The sequence below is a fragment of the Mariprofundus sp. KV genome (genome assembly GCF_013387475.1).
Taxonomy (GTDB): Bacteria; Pseudomonadota; Zetaproteobacteria; order Mariprofundales; family Mariprofundaceae; genus Mariprofundus.
This window is the reverse complement of sequence record NZ_VWNB01000002.1, coordinates 115,265-131,292: the sequence shown is the minus strand read 5'-3', so window position 1 is coordinate 131,292 and position 16,028 is coordinate 115,265. Positions and strand designations below refer to the sequence as shown.

The following is a 16,028-nucleotide window of genomic DNA, read 5'->3' as shown; positions in this document are numbered from 1 at the left end:
GTCTGTTTAAATTGCTGTGAAAGTGAAGATACTGCATCATGCAATGGTTGAAAAACGCGATGGAGGAGATAGCGGTGAACAACGATGCGCAGAGAGATGATGAGAAACGCTGGTTTGAGGCAGCTGTTGCCGGTGATCAGAAAGCAATAGAGCAGATGCTGAAGCTGGGCATTGATGTCAATGCAGTCGATGCTACAACATCGACCGCTCTGCATTATGCCACCAAGCATGGGCATCTCACTATTATGCGTCTTCTTATTGAGCATGGGGCTGATCTGCATGCGCTCAATCAGAGGCTCTCCACGCCGCTGCACCTGACAGAGAAAAACATCGACGCTATCCGTATCCTACTTGAAGCCGGAGCCGATCCGAACCTGAAGGATGCTGACTACGACTACCCCTACTATTATGCCTTTTACGGCTCCATGCCTCGCGAGATTGCCGAGTTATATATCAAGCATGGTGCGAATTTGATGCTGTTTGATAAGTAGTGTCAGGATTAAAGAGAAGAGGGGTGAGATATGATCCCACCCCTCTTCTTTAGTTTGCCTGCTTGCTGTTGGCGAAAGCCGCGCCGAAATTGACCGGCTCCAGCAGTAGCGGCATAAAACCACCGTCGACGGTCATGGTGCTGATCATCTGACGTGCATACGGGAAGATGACAGTAGGGCAATCGATACCGAGAATCATCTCCAGATGCTCTGCCGGGATATTCTTCAGATAGAAGAGTCCTGCATGTTCAACTTCAACATCAAAGAGCACCTTCGCACTCTCGCTGTCGCGTGCCACTGCCGAGATTTTCAGGGATACCTCCCAGTGTTCATCATCAATCTGTCTGTTCTCCAGACCCAGATTCATCTCGATCTTCGGTTGTGAGGCAGGAGCGGCAAACATCTCCGGTGCATTGGGATTCTCAAAGGAGAGGTCCTTCACATAGATCTTCTGTACGCTGAAAATCGGAGTGCTCTCTTCGCTGGCTGCAGTGTTGTCATGCTCTGACATAAATTGCTCCTTGTTATCTCTTTAATAAGTTTATCTAAGGATACTCTGAAAAAGTCAGAGTATCCGAGCAGGCAATGGATGGCCTGCCAACATCATGCACGCTAAGTGCTTGATGTTGTAAGCAAAGGAACAATGACACTTTTTCCTTTGCGTGCTGAGTAGCTACACGGATGCAGTAATTCAGAGCATCCCTAATTAGTAGCCGAGGTTTGGCGCCAGCCACTTCTCGGCCTCATCCATACTTAAACCTTTGCGCCTGGCATAATCAGCGACCTGATCCTTGTTGATCTTGCCAACAGTGAAGTAGTGGGCTTCAGGGTTGGCAAAGTAGAGGCCGGAAACAGCAGCGGCAGGCATCATAGCGAATGATTCGGTGAGCTGCATGCCGATGCAGTTTTCAACATCGAGAAGACGCCACAGCGTACCTTTTTCAGTGTGTTCAGGGCAGGCGGGGTAACCGGCAGCAGGGCGGATACCCTGATATTTCTCTCTGGCCAGTTCCTCTGTGCTGAGCGACTCATCTGCAGCATAGGCCCAATGTTTGCAGCGGACATCCCTGTGCAGCATCTCAGCCAGCGCTTCAGCCAGACGATCAGCCAGCACCTTGATCATAATAGCGGCATAATCATCGTTTTGCGATTCATGGATTTTGGCCTGCTCATCGGCACCGAAGATACCGACTGCAAAGGCGCCAAGGTGGTCGTTCTCTCTGGCAATGTAATCTGAGAGGCAGAGGTTGGCGCGGGCATCCTTCTTATCCAGCTGCTGGCGCAGGAAATGGAAGCGGGCAGCCTCAGCAGAGCGTGAGGCATCTGCATAGACAATGACACTGTCATCCTCAGTGGAGGCTGCAGGGAAGAGGCCGAACACCGCTTTGGCAGTGAACCAGTTCTCAGCAATGATGCGATCGAGCCACACCTGTGCCTCATTGAAGAGCTTCTGCGCCTCTTTGCCTTTGTGCGGATCATTGAGGATGCGCGGGTAGGCACCATTGAGCTCCCATGCCGAGAAGAACGGTGTCCAGTCGATATAATCACGAATCTCAGCAATAGAGATGTTCTCCAGCACCTGCACGCCAAGGCTGGCCGGGGCAGCTGCAACAGTGGCTGCAGTCAGCGCTGCAGGATTGGCGCGGGCATCAGCAAGCGAGAGCCAGTCGGTCTGGCTCTGACGACCCAGATAACGATCTCGAACCGCTTCATACTCTGTGCGCAGCTTGCTGACAAAGTCGGCGCGATAGGCATCAGAGATAAGGTTCTGGGCCACGCCAACGGCGCGTGAAGCGTCTTTTACCCAGACAACCGGCTCATCGTACTCAGGCATGATCTTCACAGCTGTATGGGCCTTGGAGGTGGTGGCGCCACCGAGCATGATCGGTTTATTGAAGCCGAGACGTTTCATCTCTTTGGCCAGATGCACCATCTCATCAAGAGAGGGGGTAATCAGGCCGGAGAGGCCGATGATATCAACATCATGCTTCTTGGCCTCTTCAAGGATTTTGGCAGCAGGTACCATCACACCGATATCGATCACTTCGAAGTTATTGCACTGCAGTACCACACCAACAATGTTTTTACCGATATCGTGCACATCACCCTTCACGGTGGCCATGAGTATTTTACCGTTGGAGGAGGAGACACCCTCAGCCTTTTCCGCCTCAATATGCGGCATCAGCCAGGCCACAGCCTTTTTCATCACACGGGCTGATTTCACCACCTGCGGCAGGAACATTTTACCGTCACCAAAGAGGTCGCCAACCACATTCATGCCATCCATCAATGGCCCCTCAATCACCTCAATCGGGCGATCAAAGGCAAGGCGCGCCTCTTCGGTATCTTCATCCACATAGGCATCAATGCCTTTAACCAGTGCATGTTCAAGGCGCTTGGCCACCGGCAGCTTGCGCCACTCCTCATCAGCCTTTTTGGCAATGGTGCCATCGCCGCGATAGTTATCGGCAATTGAGAGCAGGTGATCGGTGGCATCAGGATTACGGTTGAGTACCACATCCTCTACGGCATCTCTGAGCTCTTTGGGCAGCTCCTCATAGACCTCCAACATACCGGCATTGACGATGCCCATATCCATGCCCTGTTTGATGGCGTGATAGAGGAACACCGAGTGAATCGCTTCACGAACCGGATTGTTGCCACGGAAGGAGAAGGATACGTTGGAGACACCGCCGGAGATCATCGCATACGGTAGATTCTGTTTGATCCAGCCGGTCGCTTCGATGAAATCAACGGCGTAGTTGTTGTGCTCTTCGATGCCGGTAGCGATAGCGAAGATGTTGGGGTCAAAGATAATGTCTTCTGGCGGGAAGCCGCACTCATCCACCAGAATACGGTAGGAGTTCTCACAGATCTCAATCTTGCGGGCGAAGGTGTCGGCCTGACCCTCTTCATCAAAGGCCATCACCACCACTGCAGCACCATACTTGGCCAGCAGTTTGGCATGATGTACAAACGCCGATTTACCCTCTTTCATCGAGATGGAGTTAACAATGCCTTTACCCTGAATGCATTTCAGACCCGCTTCGATAATCTCCCATTTGGAGGAGTCGATCATTACAGGTACACGTGAGATATCCGGTTCAGAGGCGATCAGATTGAGGAAGGTGACCATCGCCGCCTTACCATCGAGCATCGCCTCATCCATATTGATATCGATGATCTGGGCACCGTTCTCCACCTGATCTCTGCACACATCCAGCGCCTTCTCAAACTGACCTTCAAGAATCAGCCGTTTGAAGATGGCCGAGCCGGTGACATTGGCGCGCTCACCGACATTCACAAACAGGGAGTTCCTGTCGATATGCAGCGGCTCAAGGCCGGAGAGGCGGCAGAACGTTTCACGCTCAGGGGCAGGGCGGGGGTCAATGCCTGCCACAGCTTTGGCCATCTCGCGGATATGCTCAGGGCCAGTGCCACAGCAGCCACCGATGACATTGAGGAAACCGGACTCGGCCCACTCCCTGATCTCGGCAGCCATCTCTTGCGGTGTCTCGTCATAACCGCCCATCGCATTGGGCAGGCCGGCGTTGGGGTGGGCATTAATGCCACAGGAGACAGTATTGGAAAGTTCTTCAATATACTGGCGTAACTCACCGGCACCCAAGGCGCAATTCAGACCGATGGAGATTGGGTTGGCGTGCGCCAGCGAGTTGTAGAAGGCGGTGGCAGTCTGGCCGGAGAGGGTGCGTCCTGAGGCGTCGGTGATGGTGCCTGAGATCATAATCGGCAGCTCAACACCGGCATCTTCGAAATACTTTTTCACGGCGAACACGGCCGCTTTGGCATTGAGTGTGTCAAACACCGTCTCAATCAGCAGGATATCCGCACCGCCATCAATCAGGCCGCGCGTGGCATCGGTGTAGGTTTCAACAAGCTCATCAAAGGTGACATTGCGGTAGCCCGGATCATTGACATCAGGCGAGATTGAGCAGGTACGCGATGTCGGGCCTAAGACTCCGGCAACAAAGCGTGGCTTCTCATCCGTAGCCATGGCATCACACGCCTCACGTGCCACCTTGGCACCGGCAACATTCAGCTCATAAACCAGTGACTCCATACCGTAATCGGCCATCGATGCCGCATTGGCATTAAAGGTGTTGGTCTCCAGAATATCTGAACCGGCTTCAAGGTATTTCGTATGAATCTCGCGAATGATATGCGGTTGCGTCAGTGAGAGCAGGTCGTTATTGCCTTTGAGTTCACTTGGCCAGTCGGCAAAGCGTTCGCCGCGATAGTCGGCTTCGGCTAACCCATAGGACTGGATCATGGTGCCCATGGCACCGTCCAGGATAAGGATCTGTTTTTTCATCTGCTGTTGTAGGAGAAGGGTTCGATTCATGGTGGCGCACACTAGCAGCTACTTATCGGGGTAGAAACGGTGAAATTTATTGCCTTGTTCTCTTCGCTTGTCAGGAGAAACCCATGTGCGCTCAGTATGCATATTCGTTGTTCCTGATTGGATTGATGAAAATATGGTTGTATCTGGCTTTATGTTAAAACAAAGGTTGCATGGCTTGTTAACCTGCAGATGGCGATTGCCGGATAAATCGTTACAGTTCGCTTGCAGGTATCTATCAGAAGGTGAGTCCAATGCGTTCGCAGAGTGAGAAGAAGAGTAGCAATGTGGTCTGGCATCAGGCGGCAGTAACCAGAGAGAAGCGTGAAATAGCCAACGGCCATAAAAGTGCCCTGTTATGGTTTACCGGGCTCTCCGGTTCTGGGAAATCTACGCTGGCTCATGCTGTAGAAGAGCGTTTGTATGAGATGGGTGTGAAAACTTTTGTGATTGATGGCGATAATGTGCGCCATGGCCTCTGTGGAGATCTCACTTTTTCAGATGAAGACCGTGTTGAGAATATTCGCCGCGTCGGCGAGGTGGCCAAGCTGTTTGTCGAGTCGGGCATGGTCGTGCTGACAGCCTTTATCTCACCATTCAGATCTGACCGTGCCAAAGTGCGTTCGCTGCTTGCAGAGGGTGACTTCATTGAGGTCTACTGCAATACGCCTCTGGAAGTGTGTGAATCACGCGATGTGAAGGGGCTGTATGTCAAGGCGCGGGCGGGGGAGATTGCTGCCTTTACCGGAATTTCATCACCCTATGAGGAACCTGAATCACCAGAGGTGGTCGCTGAGACCGGCAGCCTTGATCTGGAAGCCAGTGTGGATCAGGTGATCGCCGAACTGGTGAGCAGGAAAATCATAGCATGATAAAGGAGTAAGCGTGGCCAAAATTCTTGTTACAGGTGCTGCCGGATTCATTGGGTCATATCTGACTGTTCGCCTGCTTGAAAGAGGCGATGAGGTGGTTGGGCTGGATAACCTCAACGACTATTATGAGGTTAGCCTGAAAGATGCGCGACTGGCCCGTTTTTCTGATCACGTGAATTTCCGTTTTGTGAAGATGGACCTCTCCGATCGTGAAGGCATGGAAACACTATTTGTCGAAGAGAAGTTCGACAAAGTAGTGAATCTTGCTGCGCAGGCTGGTGTTCGTTATTCGCTTGAGAATCCCCATGCTTATATCGACAGCAATATTGTCGGCTTCACCAATGTTCTCGAAGGCTGTCGCCACAATAAGGTGAAACATCTGGTTTATGCATCATCATCATCAGTCTATGGTGCTAACGAAACGATGCCGTTCTCGGTACATGACAATGTCGATCATCCGCTCTCCCTCTATGCCGCCAGTAAAAAAGCGAACGAGCTGATGGCACATACCTATTCACATCTCTACAGGGTCCCTACCACCGGGCTGCGCTTCTTTACTGTGTATGGCCCATGGGGCAGGCCTGATATGGCCCCCATCCTGTTCACTAAGGCGATACTGGAAGGCAACCCGATCAATGTCTTCAATCATGGTGAGATGAAGCGGGATTTTACATATATTGATGATATTGTTGAAGGTGTTGTACGCACCCTTGACTGTGTTGCTGAAGAGAATCCCGGTTGGGATGGTATGAAGCCAGATCCGGCAACGAGTAGGGCTCCATGGCGTGTTTATAATATAGGCAACTCTACACCTGTTGCATTGATGGATTTTATAGGGGCTATTGAAAATGCGCTCGGTGTGGAGGCAAAGAAAAACTTCCTGCCCATGCAGCCTGGTGACGTTCCAGCGACAGCTGCAAACGTCGATGATCTGATGCGCGATGTGGGCTTCAAGCCCGACACCTCTATTGAACAAGGCGTAAAAAACTTTGTCGACTGGTACTTGGAGTACTATAAATGATGAAAGGTATAATTCTGGCCGGAGGTTCCGGCACCCGTTTGCATCCGCTAACCCTGTCAGTGAGTAAACAGCTGATGCCTGTATATGACAAACCAATGATCTATTATCCTCTATCCACCCTGATGTTGGCTGGTGTGCGCGAAATTCTTATTATCTCTACACCTGCTGATTTGCCAAATTTTGAGCGCTTGCTTGGTGATGGCAGGCAGTGGGGGTTGGAATTTTCCTATGCTGAGCAGCCTTCACCCGATGGTCTGGCTCAAGCTTTTACGATTGGTAGAGAGTTTATTGGTGATGATTCGGTCGCCCTCATTCTTGGCGATAACATTTTTTATGGTCAGGGAATGGTGCAGCAGTTGCGCGTTGCTGCAGATCAGGCATGCGGGGCAACGGTCTTCGCTTATCGCGTTCAAGACCCGAAACATTATGGCGTTGTTGAATTCGACCCGCAGGGCAAAGCGGTTTCAATTGAGGAGAAACCGGAAAACCCTAAAAGTAACTGGGCGATTACCGGACTATATTTTTATGATAACTGCGTTGTCGATATAGCCGCAGATCTCAAGCCGTCAGCACGCGGCGAATTGGAGATTACTGATGTGAATCGAGCTTACCTGAAAAGGGGTGATCTGGAAGTGGTTCAGATTGGTCGAGGTGTTGCCTGGCTCGACACCGGTACCCATGAGTCGTTAATGGATGCCGCCCGTTATGTTGAGGTGGTTGAACGCAGGCAGGGTTTGAAGATAGGAAGTCCCGAAGAGATTGCCTGGCGTTTGGGCTATATTGATAATAATCAATTGAAATTACTTGCAACTGCACTGGGTAAAAGTGGCTATGGCGACTATCTGCACTCTCTGATGAGGGAATATGGATGATGTTTGCACCCCGTAATATGCTAATCACAGGTGGTGCAGGCTTTATCGGCTGCAACTTTGTTCGTTATATGCTGGCCAGTGATCCGGATGTGAAGATTGTCAATCTGGATATGCTGACCTATGCGGGTTCTTTGGAAAATCTCACAGATTTACCTGACGAGTCGCGGCATCACTTTGTGCAGGGTGATATCTGTGACCGGGAGCTGGTTGGTCGACTGCTGCGTGAATATGAGGTTGATACAGTCGTCCATTTTGCGGCTGAATCACATGTGGATAATTCGATTGCAGGACCGGAAGTCTTTGTGAAGACAAATGTTCTTGGTACCTTCACGCTGCTGGAAGCGGTGCGTCATTACTGGTTGCAGGAGAGGCAATGGGACTCGGCAGCTTGTCGATTCCACCATATCTCCACTGATGAGGTATATGGGACGTTGCAGTCATCAGATCCGGCATTTAGTGAGTCAACAGCCTATGCTCCTAACTCGCCATATTCAGCCTCCAAGGCCGGATCAGACCACCTGGTACGCGCCTATTTTCATACCTATGGGCTGCCTGTGACAACCAGCAACTGTTCCAACAATTACGGGCCTTATCAGCATAGTGAGAAGTTGATTCCAACCATTATTCGCAATTGCCTGAATAGCACCCCGATTCCTGTCTATGGTGATGGCTCCAATATCCGTGACTGGCTTTATGTTGAGGATCACTGCGCCGGTATCGATGCGGTTGTTCGTAACGGTGTTGCAGGTGAGGTGTACAATATCGGAGGCGTTAATGAGTGGAGTAATATCAATATTGTGCGCACGATCTGTAGTCTGATGGATGAGTCGGCTTCGGAGAACGGGCCACATGATGATTTGATTTCGTTTGTAAAAGATCGTCCCGGACATGACTGGCGTTATGCTATTGATGCGACAAAGATGATGCAGGCCCTGAACTGGGCGCCTGCAGAGACGTTTGAGACAGGGATCAGAAAAACTCTGAACTGGTATCTGGACAGATAGCTTTTCCGCGAGTTGTTGCTAAGTAACTGTTATATTTAGGCCTCCATTGTAATGTATGCTGAGATCATTATAACATAAGTTATATTGCAGGTTTTTATTCTATATATCATTATGTTATGTCGCTTAAGTCATGTTGTTTCAAATTTTATTGGCATTTTCTATCATTGCGGTAGCGTGCAAGCCTGCAGGATAATGTTTCAGGAAAACATCATTAAGAGAGGGTTTATCAAGTTAATGAAAATTGCCATTGCCGGAACAGGGTATGTCGGTCTCTCCAACGCCATGTTGCTGGCCCAGCACAATGATGTCGTTGCACTCGATATCTCCGCTGAGAAGGTTGATATGCTTAACAGCAGGAAGTCACCGATTGCCGATGATGAGATTGAAGATTTCCTGAGTAATAGAGTACTTCAATTTCGGGCGACTCTAGATAAACAGGTTGCCTACGCTGATGCCGATTATGTCATTATTGCAACACCTACAGATTATGATCCTGAGACCAACTGCTTCAATACCAGCTCCGTGGAGTCGGTGATTAAAGATGTGCTGTCTATCAATCCGGATGCTGTGATGATTATTAAATCCACCATTCCTGTTGGTTTCACAGCCAAGGCAAGCGCCAGATTCAATTGTAACAATATTATTTTTTCGCCCGAATTTCTTCGCGAAGGCAGGGCTCTTCATGACAATTTGTACCCTTCACGTATTGTGGTGGGCGAGCGCTCTGATCGCGCCGAGAAATTTGCCTCTCTTCTTAAGCAGGGTGCAGAAAAACAGGATGTTGAGATAGTCCTTACTGATTCCAGTGAGGCTGAAGCGATTAAATTGTTTGCCAACACCTATCTGGCCATGCGCGTAGCCTACTTCAATGAACTCGATAGTTATGCCGCTTCACATGGCATGGACTCTAGGCAGATTATTCAGGGCGTTTGTCTCGATCCGCGCATCGGTGACTTTTACAATAACCCCTCATTTGGTTATGGCGGTTACTGCTTGCCCAAGGATACCAAGCAGCTGCTGGCCAACTACCAGGATGTGCCACAGAATCTGATCAACGCCATTGTGGATGCCAACACCACCCGCAAGGATTTTATTGCCGACTCCATTCTCAAGCTTAAGCCGAAAGTGGTAGGTGTTTATCGCCTGATTATGAAAAGCGGTTCCGATAATTTTCGTGCTTCCAGCATTCAGGGTATTATGAAACGCATCAAGGCCAAGGGCGTTGAAGTTATTATTTATGAGCCAGCCCTGTTAGAGAAACACTTTTTCAACTCCGAAGTTATTGAGAATTTGGAGCTTTTCAAACAGAGGTCGGATGTTATTGTCGCTAACAGAATCTCCGAGAATCTCAGAGATGTTGAGAACAAGGTCTATACGCGCGACTTGTTTGGCAGCGATTAAGATCAATGCGCTGCAAAATAATATGGAGAGATCAAACATGAATCGTTATGGTAAATTGTTGGTGTGCCTTCTGGCTGGAGTCTTATCAGTCCCTGCCTTGATCAGTGCAGCATCCATGCAGGATGAGCAGCTGAAAATGGCGACTTCGCTTTCTAAGAAGGATCAGAGAGCTTTGGCGAAAGAGGCTGGATTCAGTGCTGAAAGCACGCGGGTAAGGGGGGCAGAGCTTCAGAAACCTGACAGTTCAGTTGAGCCATTTGATGTGGAGCTATTGTCTGACCCTAGCTCGATAGAATTATCAATCCATAAAAGACTAATGAAATTCTCTGCTATGAGCAATGATGCTCTACAGTATCAGGAGGCTGATAGCAGAAAGCCTAAAGATAGCAGAAAGCCTGAAGATAGCAGAAAGCCTGAAGATAGCAGAAAGCCTGAAGATAGCAGAAAGCCTGAAGATAGCAGAAAGCCTGAAGATAGCAGAAAGCCTGAAGATAGCAGAAAGCCTGAAGATAGCAGAAAGCCTCAGGGTACTGGTGAGTATATCAATGATGATCGTCGCTTACAGTCAGCTTGGGTAGGGCATCTAAATGCTGACAGCAAGCGAAAAATTAATTTAGCTGATAGAAAACGATTACAGTCAGTTTGGAACGATGAACGTAATGAGGTGATGACGAAGGTTCAGGTGAGCAATGAACTGCTCCAATATGGGTATAATCTGTTTGCAGGAACACCAACAACCTTTGAGCCCGCTTCAGAGATTCCCATTCCTCCTGAGTATGTGCTTGGACCGGGTGATGAGCTTGCTATCCAACTGTATGGGAGCAGGGATGATTCACTTGAACTGGTCGTTGACCGTGAAGGGGTGATCGAGCTTCCATCTGCGGGGCCTTTGAATGTGGCGGGGCAGAATTATATGCAGGTCAAAGCATTAATTTCGGAAAAGATACGTCAGAATATTATAGGTGCTACAGTGTCGGTTTCCATGGGGCGCCTTCGCTCGATGCGCGTATTTGTGCTCGGTGATGTGAACAACCCCGGCTCCTATCTGGTCAGTGGTCTTTCAACAATTTCAAATGCATTGTTTGTGTCTGGCGGCGTAAGTAAGAAAGGTAGTTTACGTCATGTGATTCTGAAGCGCAGCGGAAGAAATATAGCCGAACTCGACCTCTATGACTTCCTGCTAAAAGGCGACAGCAGGCATGATGTTCGTCTGCAGCCTGGTGATGTCGTCTTTGTTCCACCAATTGGACAAGTTGTCGCTGTGGCAGGTGAGGTCGTACGTCCTGCCATCTATGAGTTGAAGAAAGGGCGTTCGTACCCTACCAGTGATATTTTGAAATTGGCAGGAGGCACCCTGGCTACAGCTGATATCCAGCATATTCAAATTGATCGCATCAAGAAAACGGGCGATAACACTCTTCTTGATCTGGACCTCACCGTGAAGAAATCTGAACTGGCAACTGACGGTGACCTGTTGCTTATATATCCAGTACCCGGCATCAAACAGCAATTGGTGCACTTAAGTGGTCATGTGAAGCGCCCAGGATCATTCGGTTTGAAAGAGGACATGCACCTCTCAGATCTTATCGGTTCTGAAGCAGACCTTCTGCCATCGACATTTCTCGATTATCTGATTATTCAACGTGCAGACCCTTTGAGTGGTGAGATAACAATACTACAACCATCTTTGGGTGAGATGTTGCGTAGTGATTTCCAATCAGAGAACCCTCTATTGCACGCCAGCGACAAGGTGTTTGTACTGTCGAACAAAGCGATGCGACCCATGGCCAGTGTAAATATTCAGGGAGCAATTCAATATGAGGGAGAATATCCGTTAGGAAAAAAAATGAGGGTGTCGGATCTTCTTCTTGCAGCAGGCGGGCCAAAAGAGGAGGCCTATCTTAAAGAGGCAGAACTAACCAGATATGAGATCAATCAAAATGATGTCAGAACAACAAAACATATCGTGGTGAATCTAGAGCAGGCGCTGGCAGGTGATCCCGATGCAAATGTATCTTTGAAAGCTGATGATGTGTTGATGGTTCGCTCCATCAGTAACTGGCGTCCATCTGAGCAGGTGGAATTGAAAGGTGAGGTTAAATTTCCTGGTGTTTATACCATTGAAAATGGAGAAACCATTGAGCAGCTGTTGCAGCGAGCAGGTGGGTTAACTGATTATGCTTATGTACAGGCCGCCATTTTTACCAGAGAATCAATTAGAGTAGAGCAGGAAAAGCAGATGAAGGAGGCTGCGACAAGATTGCAGCGTGAAATAGCTCAGATGGAGACTGCGTACAGTTCAATCAATGACCCCAAAATCCTGGCAAATAAGATGCAAGGCTTAACATCTGCACAAAATGTGCTCGATACGCTTCTTGAGCTAGAGCCGCAGGGGCGCCTTCTTATTGATATGGATGCTACCGGGAAGCTAAGGGCGGGGTCATCACTCAAACTTACAGATGGTGATGCGCTGTATATCCCTAAACGCCCGGATCAGGTGATGGTGATGGGCGAGGTGTTTAACCAGACTGCTCTTCTGTATCGACAGGATTTGAATAGAGACGATGTTCTTGAGTTGGCTGGTGGTATGACTGCAATGGCTGATGCAGATAGAGTATATATTATCAGAGCAAACGGATACGTCGATTCAGGCAGAGGTTGGAGTAGAAATCTGGATATTTATCCGGGAGATACGGTTGTTGTTCCACAAAAGCTTGAAACTTTCAATATGCTTGATACAGCCCTCGACTGGACAAAGGTCATGATGCAAATCGCACTGTTCTCAGCTGCGATGGTTACCGTAGGGGTTTTCTAATGGAGCCTTCTACAAAAGATCAGCCTCAGCTTCAGTCGCAATTTGGTGGCCTTCCTCAAGAGAGTGAGATTGATTTTGAGAAGTATGCGAAGCTCCTCTGGAGCCACAAATGGCTTATTCTTACCGTGATGGTAGTGGTTGGTATCATCTCGGCTCTATATGCTAAAAGCATGCCCAATATCTATCGGGCAGAGGTGCTGTTGGCTCAGGTCGATGATCAGTCTGGCGGTGGTGGAGGTCGCATGTCCTCGTTTCTGGGGAAATTTGGTGGTTTGGCATCTATGGCGGGGATCAGTATTCCTCAGGGTGATATGAATCAAAGCCTTGCCATGTTGGAGTCGCGCGAGTTTCTATGGAAGTTTTATCAAGATGAGAAACTTCGTGATAATCTGTTCACCAAGCTGGACAAGGAAGGTAATCCGCGACCTGATCCTACTGTTTGGCAGGTCTATCGTAGGCTTTCAGCCATCATCGATGTTAACGAAGATAAAATGACAGGTCTGATTGCCCTCTCAGTGACTCATCAAGATCCTGAGTTTGCGGCCAGGTTAGCCAATGCACTGGCCTCCAGATTGAATGATTATGTTCGCCTTCAGGAGGTCACGAACACTAGTGCTAATTTGACCTATCTAAATAAAGAGCTGCGGAATACAAAGGTGGATGAGATGCGCTTGGTGTTGTTTGATCTCATTAGAAAAGAGCAGCAGAAGCTTATGCTGCTTAATACGCGGAAGCAGTACGTCTTCAAGGTGATTGATGCAGCCATCACTCCTGACGTGAAGGTTGCGCCCAAAAGGTTAAAGATTGTGCTGGGAGCTATTCTAATTTCAGGCCTGTTGATTTCGTTACTGCTATTGGGGCGGGAGAAGTTGCGTGAGACTAGGGAAGTTGCCAAGGCGAACATATGAGCGGGCGGATAGCTATAAATGATGTCTTCTGGATGGGAGTGGGGGTGTAATGGCTGTTTTTTCGAAGGACCATGTGCAGGAACAGATCTGCACTCAGGGCTATGTGCCGCTTTTCTTTTACAGCGCCGTTGATGCAAATGCACAGGTGGCAAAAGCCTGCTTGGAGGGTGGAAGTCGATTGATTGAGTTTACCAACCGTGGTGAGGGAGCACTTGAGCTGTTTGCTAGCCTAGTCGATTCCTGCCGGTTGTTATCCCCGCACCTCGCTGTAGGAGCCGGCTCAATTATCGATGCCGACACTGCGGCATCATTTATCGCTGCTGGCGCTGATTTTATCGTTGGTCCAGCTATGTGTGAGGAGACATTACGATGCTGTGAGGCTGCAGGTGTGCTCTATGTGCCAGGCTGTTCGACCCTGAATGAAATTCTGCAGGCAGAGCGATTAGGTGTGGAGCTGATCAAGGTATTCCCGGCATCGTGTCTTGGTGGAGTTGACTATATCAAGGCACTACTGGCCCCATGTCCATGGTTGAAACTGATGGCGACAGGTGGCGTATCTTCGGAACCGGAAGAGCTCGCCCGCTGGTTCGATGCGGGCGTAAAGGCGGTTGGGTTGGGCTCAAACGTGATTTCCGGGGTGAAGATTAAAGCCGGTGATTTTGATGGCATTGCAGATTCCATTCGACGTGTGGAAAAGACCATTCGCAATACGCACACTGATTGAGATACGGTTTGTCAGGAACGCTTTATATCTGGGACTTCGATGGTGTGATCAGTGATTCGCTGCACGAGTGCCTGACAGTTGTGAGTGTGGCTACTTATAGATACCTTCATCCTGCTGTTGAACTAACAGCTGCTGATCTGGTTGATATCTGCAGTGCAGAAAAGATAAATGAGCTGGAGCGTTGGATGCGGCCGTTACGGCCATTTATTGTGCGTGGGCAGGACTATCTCTGGCAGTATTTCAATCGTTCGCTGTTTGACCGTCATTTTTCATCAATTCAGGAATATATGGAAGTGTTCGAGGCGGAGTTTGAAGCGGAGCGTGATGCCGAATATCGTGAGCTTTTCTACAGCAGTCGCAAACTGTTGATTGAGCTGCTGGGTAGCAAATATATTGGACTATTTACTACCTATCAGGGGGCTATTCATGCTTTGCGCGCATCGCTTGGAAGGTATGAAACCTTTATCTGCTCGGCTCGTGACAGACAGGCATTGGATTTGATTTTGGGACGTCATCGGATCGAACTGCCGGCTGATCGGATATACACCCAGGACTACTGTGCAGGACGTGTCAATCCCGGACTGGACAAGTCTGAGCAAATACTTGAAATTCTTAATCTTCACGGCGGCCTCACTCAGCCGTTTGTGGTGATTGAGGATCAGGTCAAGGCACCTGCAGCACTGCAGCCATTGTGCCCAGAAATGCGAGTGATACATGCTGGCTACGGTTACGGGTTGGATGAGGACTGGGCATCTGCTGGTTTCAGACGTGTTAGTCGGGTCGAACAGGCTGTAGATTTGATCTATGAGATTTTCTGACGGGAGGAATTTGTGAATATTGCATTGTTAACGGGGCGAGGCGGGAGCGTTTCCCTGCCCGATAAAAATGTGTTGCCGGTACTCGGTCGGCCGATGATGGCTTACCCTGCATTGATGGCGAAAGAGGCGAAGCTGATCGATGATGTATACCTCTCTACCGATGGTGAAGCGCTCAAACGGGTCGGTAGAGAGCTGGATCTGAAAATCATCGATCGTCCCGAAGAGCTGGCATTGCCGACTTCGCAACATCGCGATGCCATCGAGCATGCGCTGAAGGTGATGACCGAGGGTGGCGTGTATCCTGAGATTCTGGTTGTGCTGCTCTGCAACGTTGGTACGCATCGTCCAGGGCTGATCGATCACTGCGTCAAGCTGCTGATGGATAACCCTGAACTCGATTCGGTGGTGACCGTCGATGAGCGCAACGAGTATCACCCCTTGCGCGCCAAGCGTATGGACGATAGCGGCCTTATGCAGCCGTTTATGGAGACCGAGGGTGAGATCTCGACCAATCGCCAGGATCTGGAGCCCTGCTATTTTCTTGACCACACCTTCTGGGCGCTGCGCGTTTCCACCTGTTTTGGTAAGTATATGAAAGGGCAGCAGCCTTGGAATTTCATGGGTAACCGGATCCTCGGTGTGCCCAACAAGGGAGCTATCGATATCCATACAGTCGAGGATATCGCCTATACCGAGGCTTGGTTGAAAGAGGCCGGCTGGGACGACGAGCAGAAACGTTAGA

General features: G+C 49.4%; 13 protein-coding genes. 11 read left to right on the top strand and 2 right to left on the bottom strand.

The window, feature by feature from the left end; genetic code table 11:
- Positions 1 to 38 precede the first annotated feature (38 nt).
- A complete protein-coding gene (locus tag F3F93_RS02285) occupies positions 39 to 491 on the top strand; it encodes an ankyrin repeat domain-containing protein (RefSeq protein ID WP_241696899.1) in 453 nt (150 codons plus the stop codon).
- A gap of 49 nt (positions 492 to 540) precedes the next feature.
- Here F3F93_RS02285 and secB read toward each other — a convergent pair whose 3' ends face one another.
- Together secB and metH are read right to left on the bottom strand one after the other, a co-directional pair.
- The gene (gene secB / locus F3F93_RS02280; protein WP_176957541.1) at positions 541 to 1,002 is read right to left on the bottom strand and encodes a protein-export chaperone SecB; all 462 of its coding nucleotides are present in this window, start codon (positions 1,000 to 1,002) and stop codon (positions 541 to 543) included.
- Positions 1,003 to 1,197: 195 nt separating this feature from the next.
- Positions 1,198 to 4,854 (bottom strand): methionine synthase, encoded by a 3,657-nt coding sequence (gene metH, locus F3F93_RS02275; protein WP_176957540.1) that lies wholly within the window; start codon positions 4,852 to 4,854, stop codon positions 1,198 to 1,200.
- A 251-nt stretch (positions 4,855 to 5,105) separates the two neighbouring features.
- Here metH and cysC point away from each other — a divergent pair, with 251 nt between their 5' ends.
- The 10 genes from cysC to F3F93_RS02225 all read left to right on the top strand — a co-directional run bounded on the left by cysC (position 5,106) and on the right by F3F93_RS02225 (position 16,027).
- Positions 5,106 to 5,723 (top strand): adenylyl-sulfate kinase, encoded by a 618-nt coding sequence (gene cysC, locus F3F93_RS02270; protein WP_176957539.1) that lies wholly within the window; start codon positions 5,106 to 5,108, stop codon positions 5,721 to 5,723.
- A gap of 13 nt (positions 5,724 to 5,736) precedes the next feature.
- Positions 5,737 to 6,744 carry an SDR family NAD(P)-dependent oxidoreductase gene (locus F3F93_RS02265; RefSeq protein ID WP_176957538.1) on the top strand — a complete coding sequence of 336 codons (1,008 nt, stop codon included), beginning with the start codon at positions 5,737 to 5,739 and terminating at the stop codon, positions 6,742 to 6,744.
- A complete protein-coding gene (gene rfbA / locus F3F93_RS02260; RefSeq protein ID WP_176957644.1) occupies positions 6,744 to 7,616 on the top strand; it encodes a glucose-1-phosphate thymidylyltransferase RfbA in 873 nt (290 codons plus the stop codon). The genes F3F93_RS02265 and rfbA overlap by 1 nt, the downstream gene beginning before the upstream one ends.
- The gene (gene rfbB, locus F3F93_RS02255) at positions 7,613 to 8,620 is read left to right on the top strand and encodes a dTDP-glucose 4,6-dehydratase (RefSeq protein WP_176957537.1); all 1,008 of its coding nucleotides are present in this window, start codon (positions 7,613 to 7,615) and stop codon (positions 8,618 to 8,620) included. The genes rfbA and rfbB overlap by 4 nt, the downstream gene beginning before the upstream one ends.
- Before the next feature lie 234 nt (positions 8,621 to 8,854).
- Positions 8,855 to 10,021: a nucleotide sugar dehydrogenase gene (locus F3F93_RS02250; protein WP_176957536.1), complete on the top strand. Its 1,167-nt coding sequence runs from the start codon at positions 8,855 to 8,857 to the stop codon at positions 10,019 to 10,021.
- A gap of 37 nt (positions 10,022 to 10,058) precedes the next feature.
- Positions 10,059 to 12,836 carry an SLBB domain-containing protein gene (locus tag F3F93_RS02245; protein WP_176957535.1) on the top strand — a complete coding sequence of 926 codons (2,778 nt, stop codon included), beginning with the start codon at positions 10,059 to 10,061 and terminating at the stop codon, positions 12,834 to 12,836.
- Positions 12,836 to 13,744, top strand: coding sequence for a Wzz/FepE/Etk N-terminal domain-containing protein (locus F3F93_RS02240; RefSeq protein WP_176957534.1), 909 nt, complete (start codon positions 12,836 to 12,838; stop codon positions 13,742 to 13,744). Before F3F93_RS02245 ends, F3F93_RS02240 begins: the two co-directional genes overlap by 1 nt.
- Positions 13,745 to 13,793: 49 nt before the next feature.
- Complete coding sequence (locus F3F93_RS02235; RefSeq protein ID WP_176957533.1) at positions 13,794 to 14,468, top strand: bifunctional 4-hydroxy-2-oxoglutarate aldolase/2-dehydro-3-deoxy-phosphogluconate aldolase; 675 nt, start codon at positions 13,794 to 13,796, stop codon at positions 14,466 to 14,468.
- Between the two features lie 8 nt (positions 14,469 to 14,476).
- Entirely contained in the window at positions 14,477 to 15,286 is an 810-nt protein-coding gene (locus tag F3F93_RS02230; protein ID WP_176957532.1) for a hypothetical protein, read from the top strand.
- 12 nt (positions 15,287 to 15,298) lie between these two features.
- Positions 15,299 to 16,027, top strand: coding sequence for a CMP-N-acetylneuraminic acid synthetase (locus tag F3F93_RS02225; RefSeq protein ID WP_176957531.1), 729 nt, complete (start codon positions 15,299 to 15,301; stop codon positions 16,025 to 16,027).
- The last annotated feature ends 1 nt before the right edge of the window (position 16,028 follow it).

Excerpts from the sequence above, each read along its gene's own strand:
- F3F93_RS02285 (WP_241696899.1), top strand. The coding sequence starts at position 39 with ATGCAATGGTTGAAAAACGCGATGGAGGAGATAGCGGTGAACAACGAT.
- secB (WP_176957541.1), bottom strand. The coding sequence starts at position 1,002 with ATGTCAGAGCATGACAACACTGCAGCCAGCGAAGAGAGCACTCCGATT.
- metH (WP_176957540.1), bottom strand. The coding sequence starts at position 4,854 with ATGAATCGAACCCTTCTCCTACAACAGCAGATGAAAAAACAGATCCTT.
- cysC (WP_176957539.1), top strand. The coding sequence starts at position 5,106 with ATGCGTTCGCAGAGTGAGAAGAAGAGTAGCAATGTGGTCTGGCATCAG.
- rfbA (WP_176957644.1), top strand. The coding sequence starts at position 6,744 with ATGAAAGGTATAATTCTGGCCGGAGGTTCCGGCACCCGTTTGCATCCG.
- rfbB (WP_176957537.1), top strand. The coding sequence starts at position 7,613 with ATGATGTTTGCACCCCGTAATATGCTAATCACAGGTGGTGCAGGCTTT.
- F3F93_RS02250 (WP_176957536.1), top strand. The coding sequence starts at position 8,855 with ATGAAAATTGCCATTGCCGGAACAGGGTATGTCGGTCTCTCCAACGCC.
- F3F93_RS02245 (WP_176957535.1), top strand. The coding sequence starts at position 10,059 with ATGAATCGTTATGGTAAATTGTTGGTGTGCCTTCTGGCTGGAGTCTTA.
- F3F93_RS02240 (WP_176957534.1), top strand. The coding sequence starts at position 12,836 with ATGGAGCCTTCTACAAAAGATCAGCCTCAGCTTCAGTCGCAATTTGGT.
- F3F93_RS02235 (WP_176957533.1), top strand. The coding sequence starts at position 13,794 with ATGGCTGTTTTTTCGAAGGACCATGTGCAGGAACAGATCTGCACTCAG.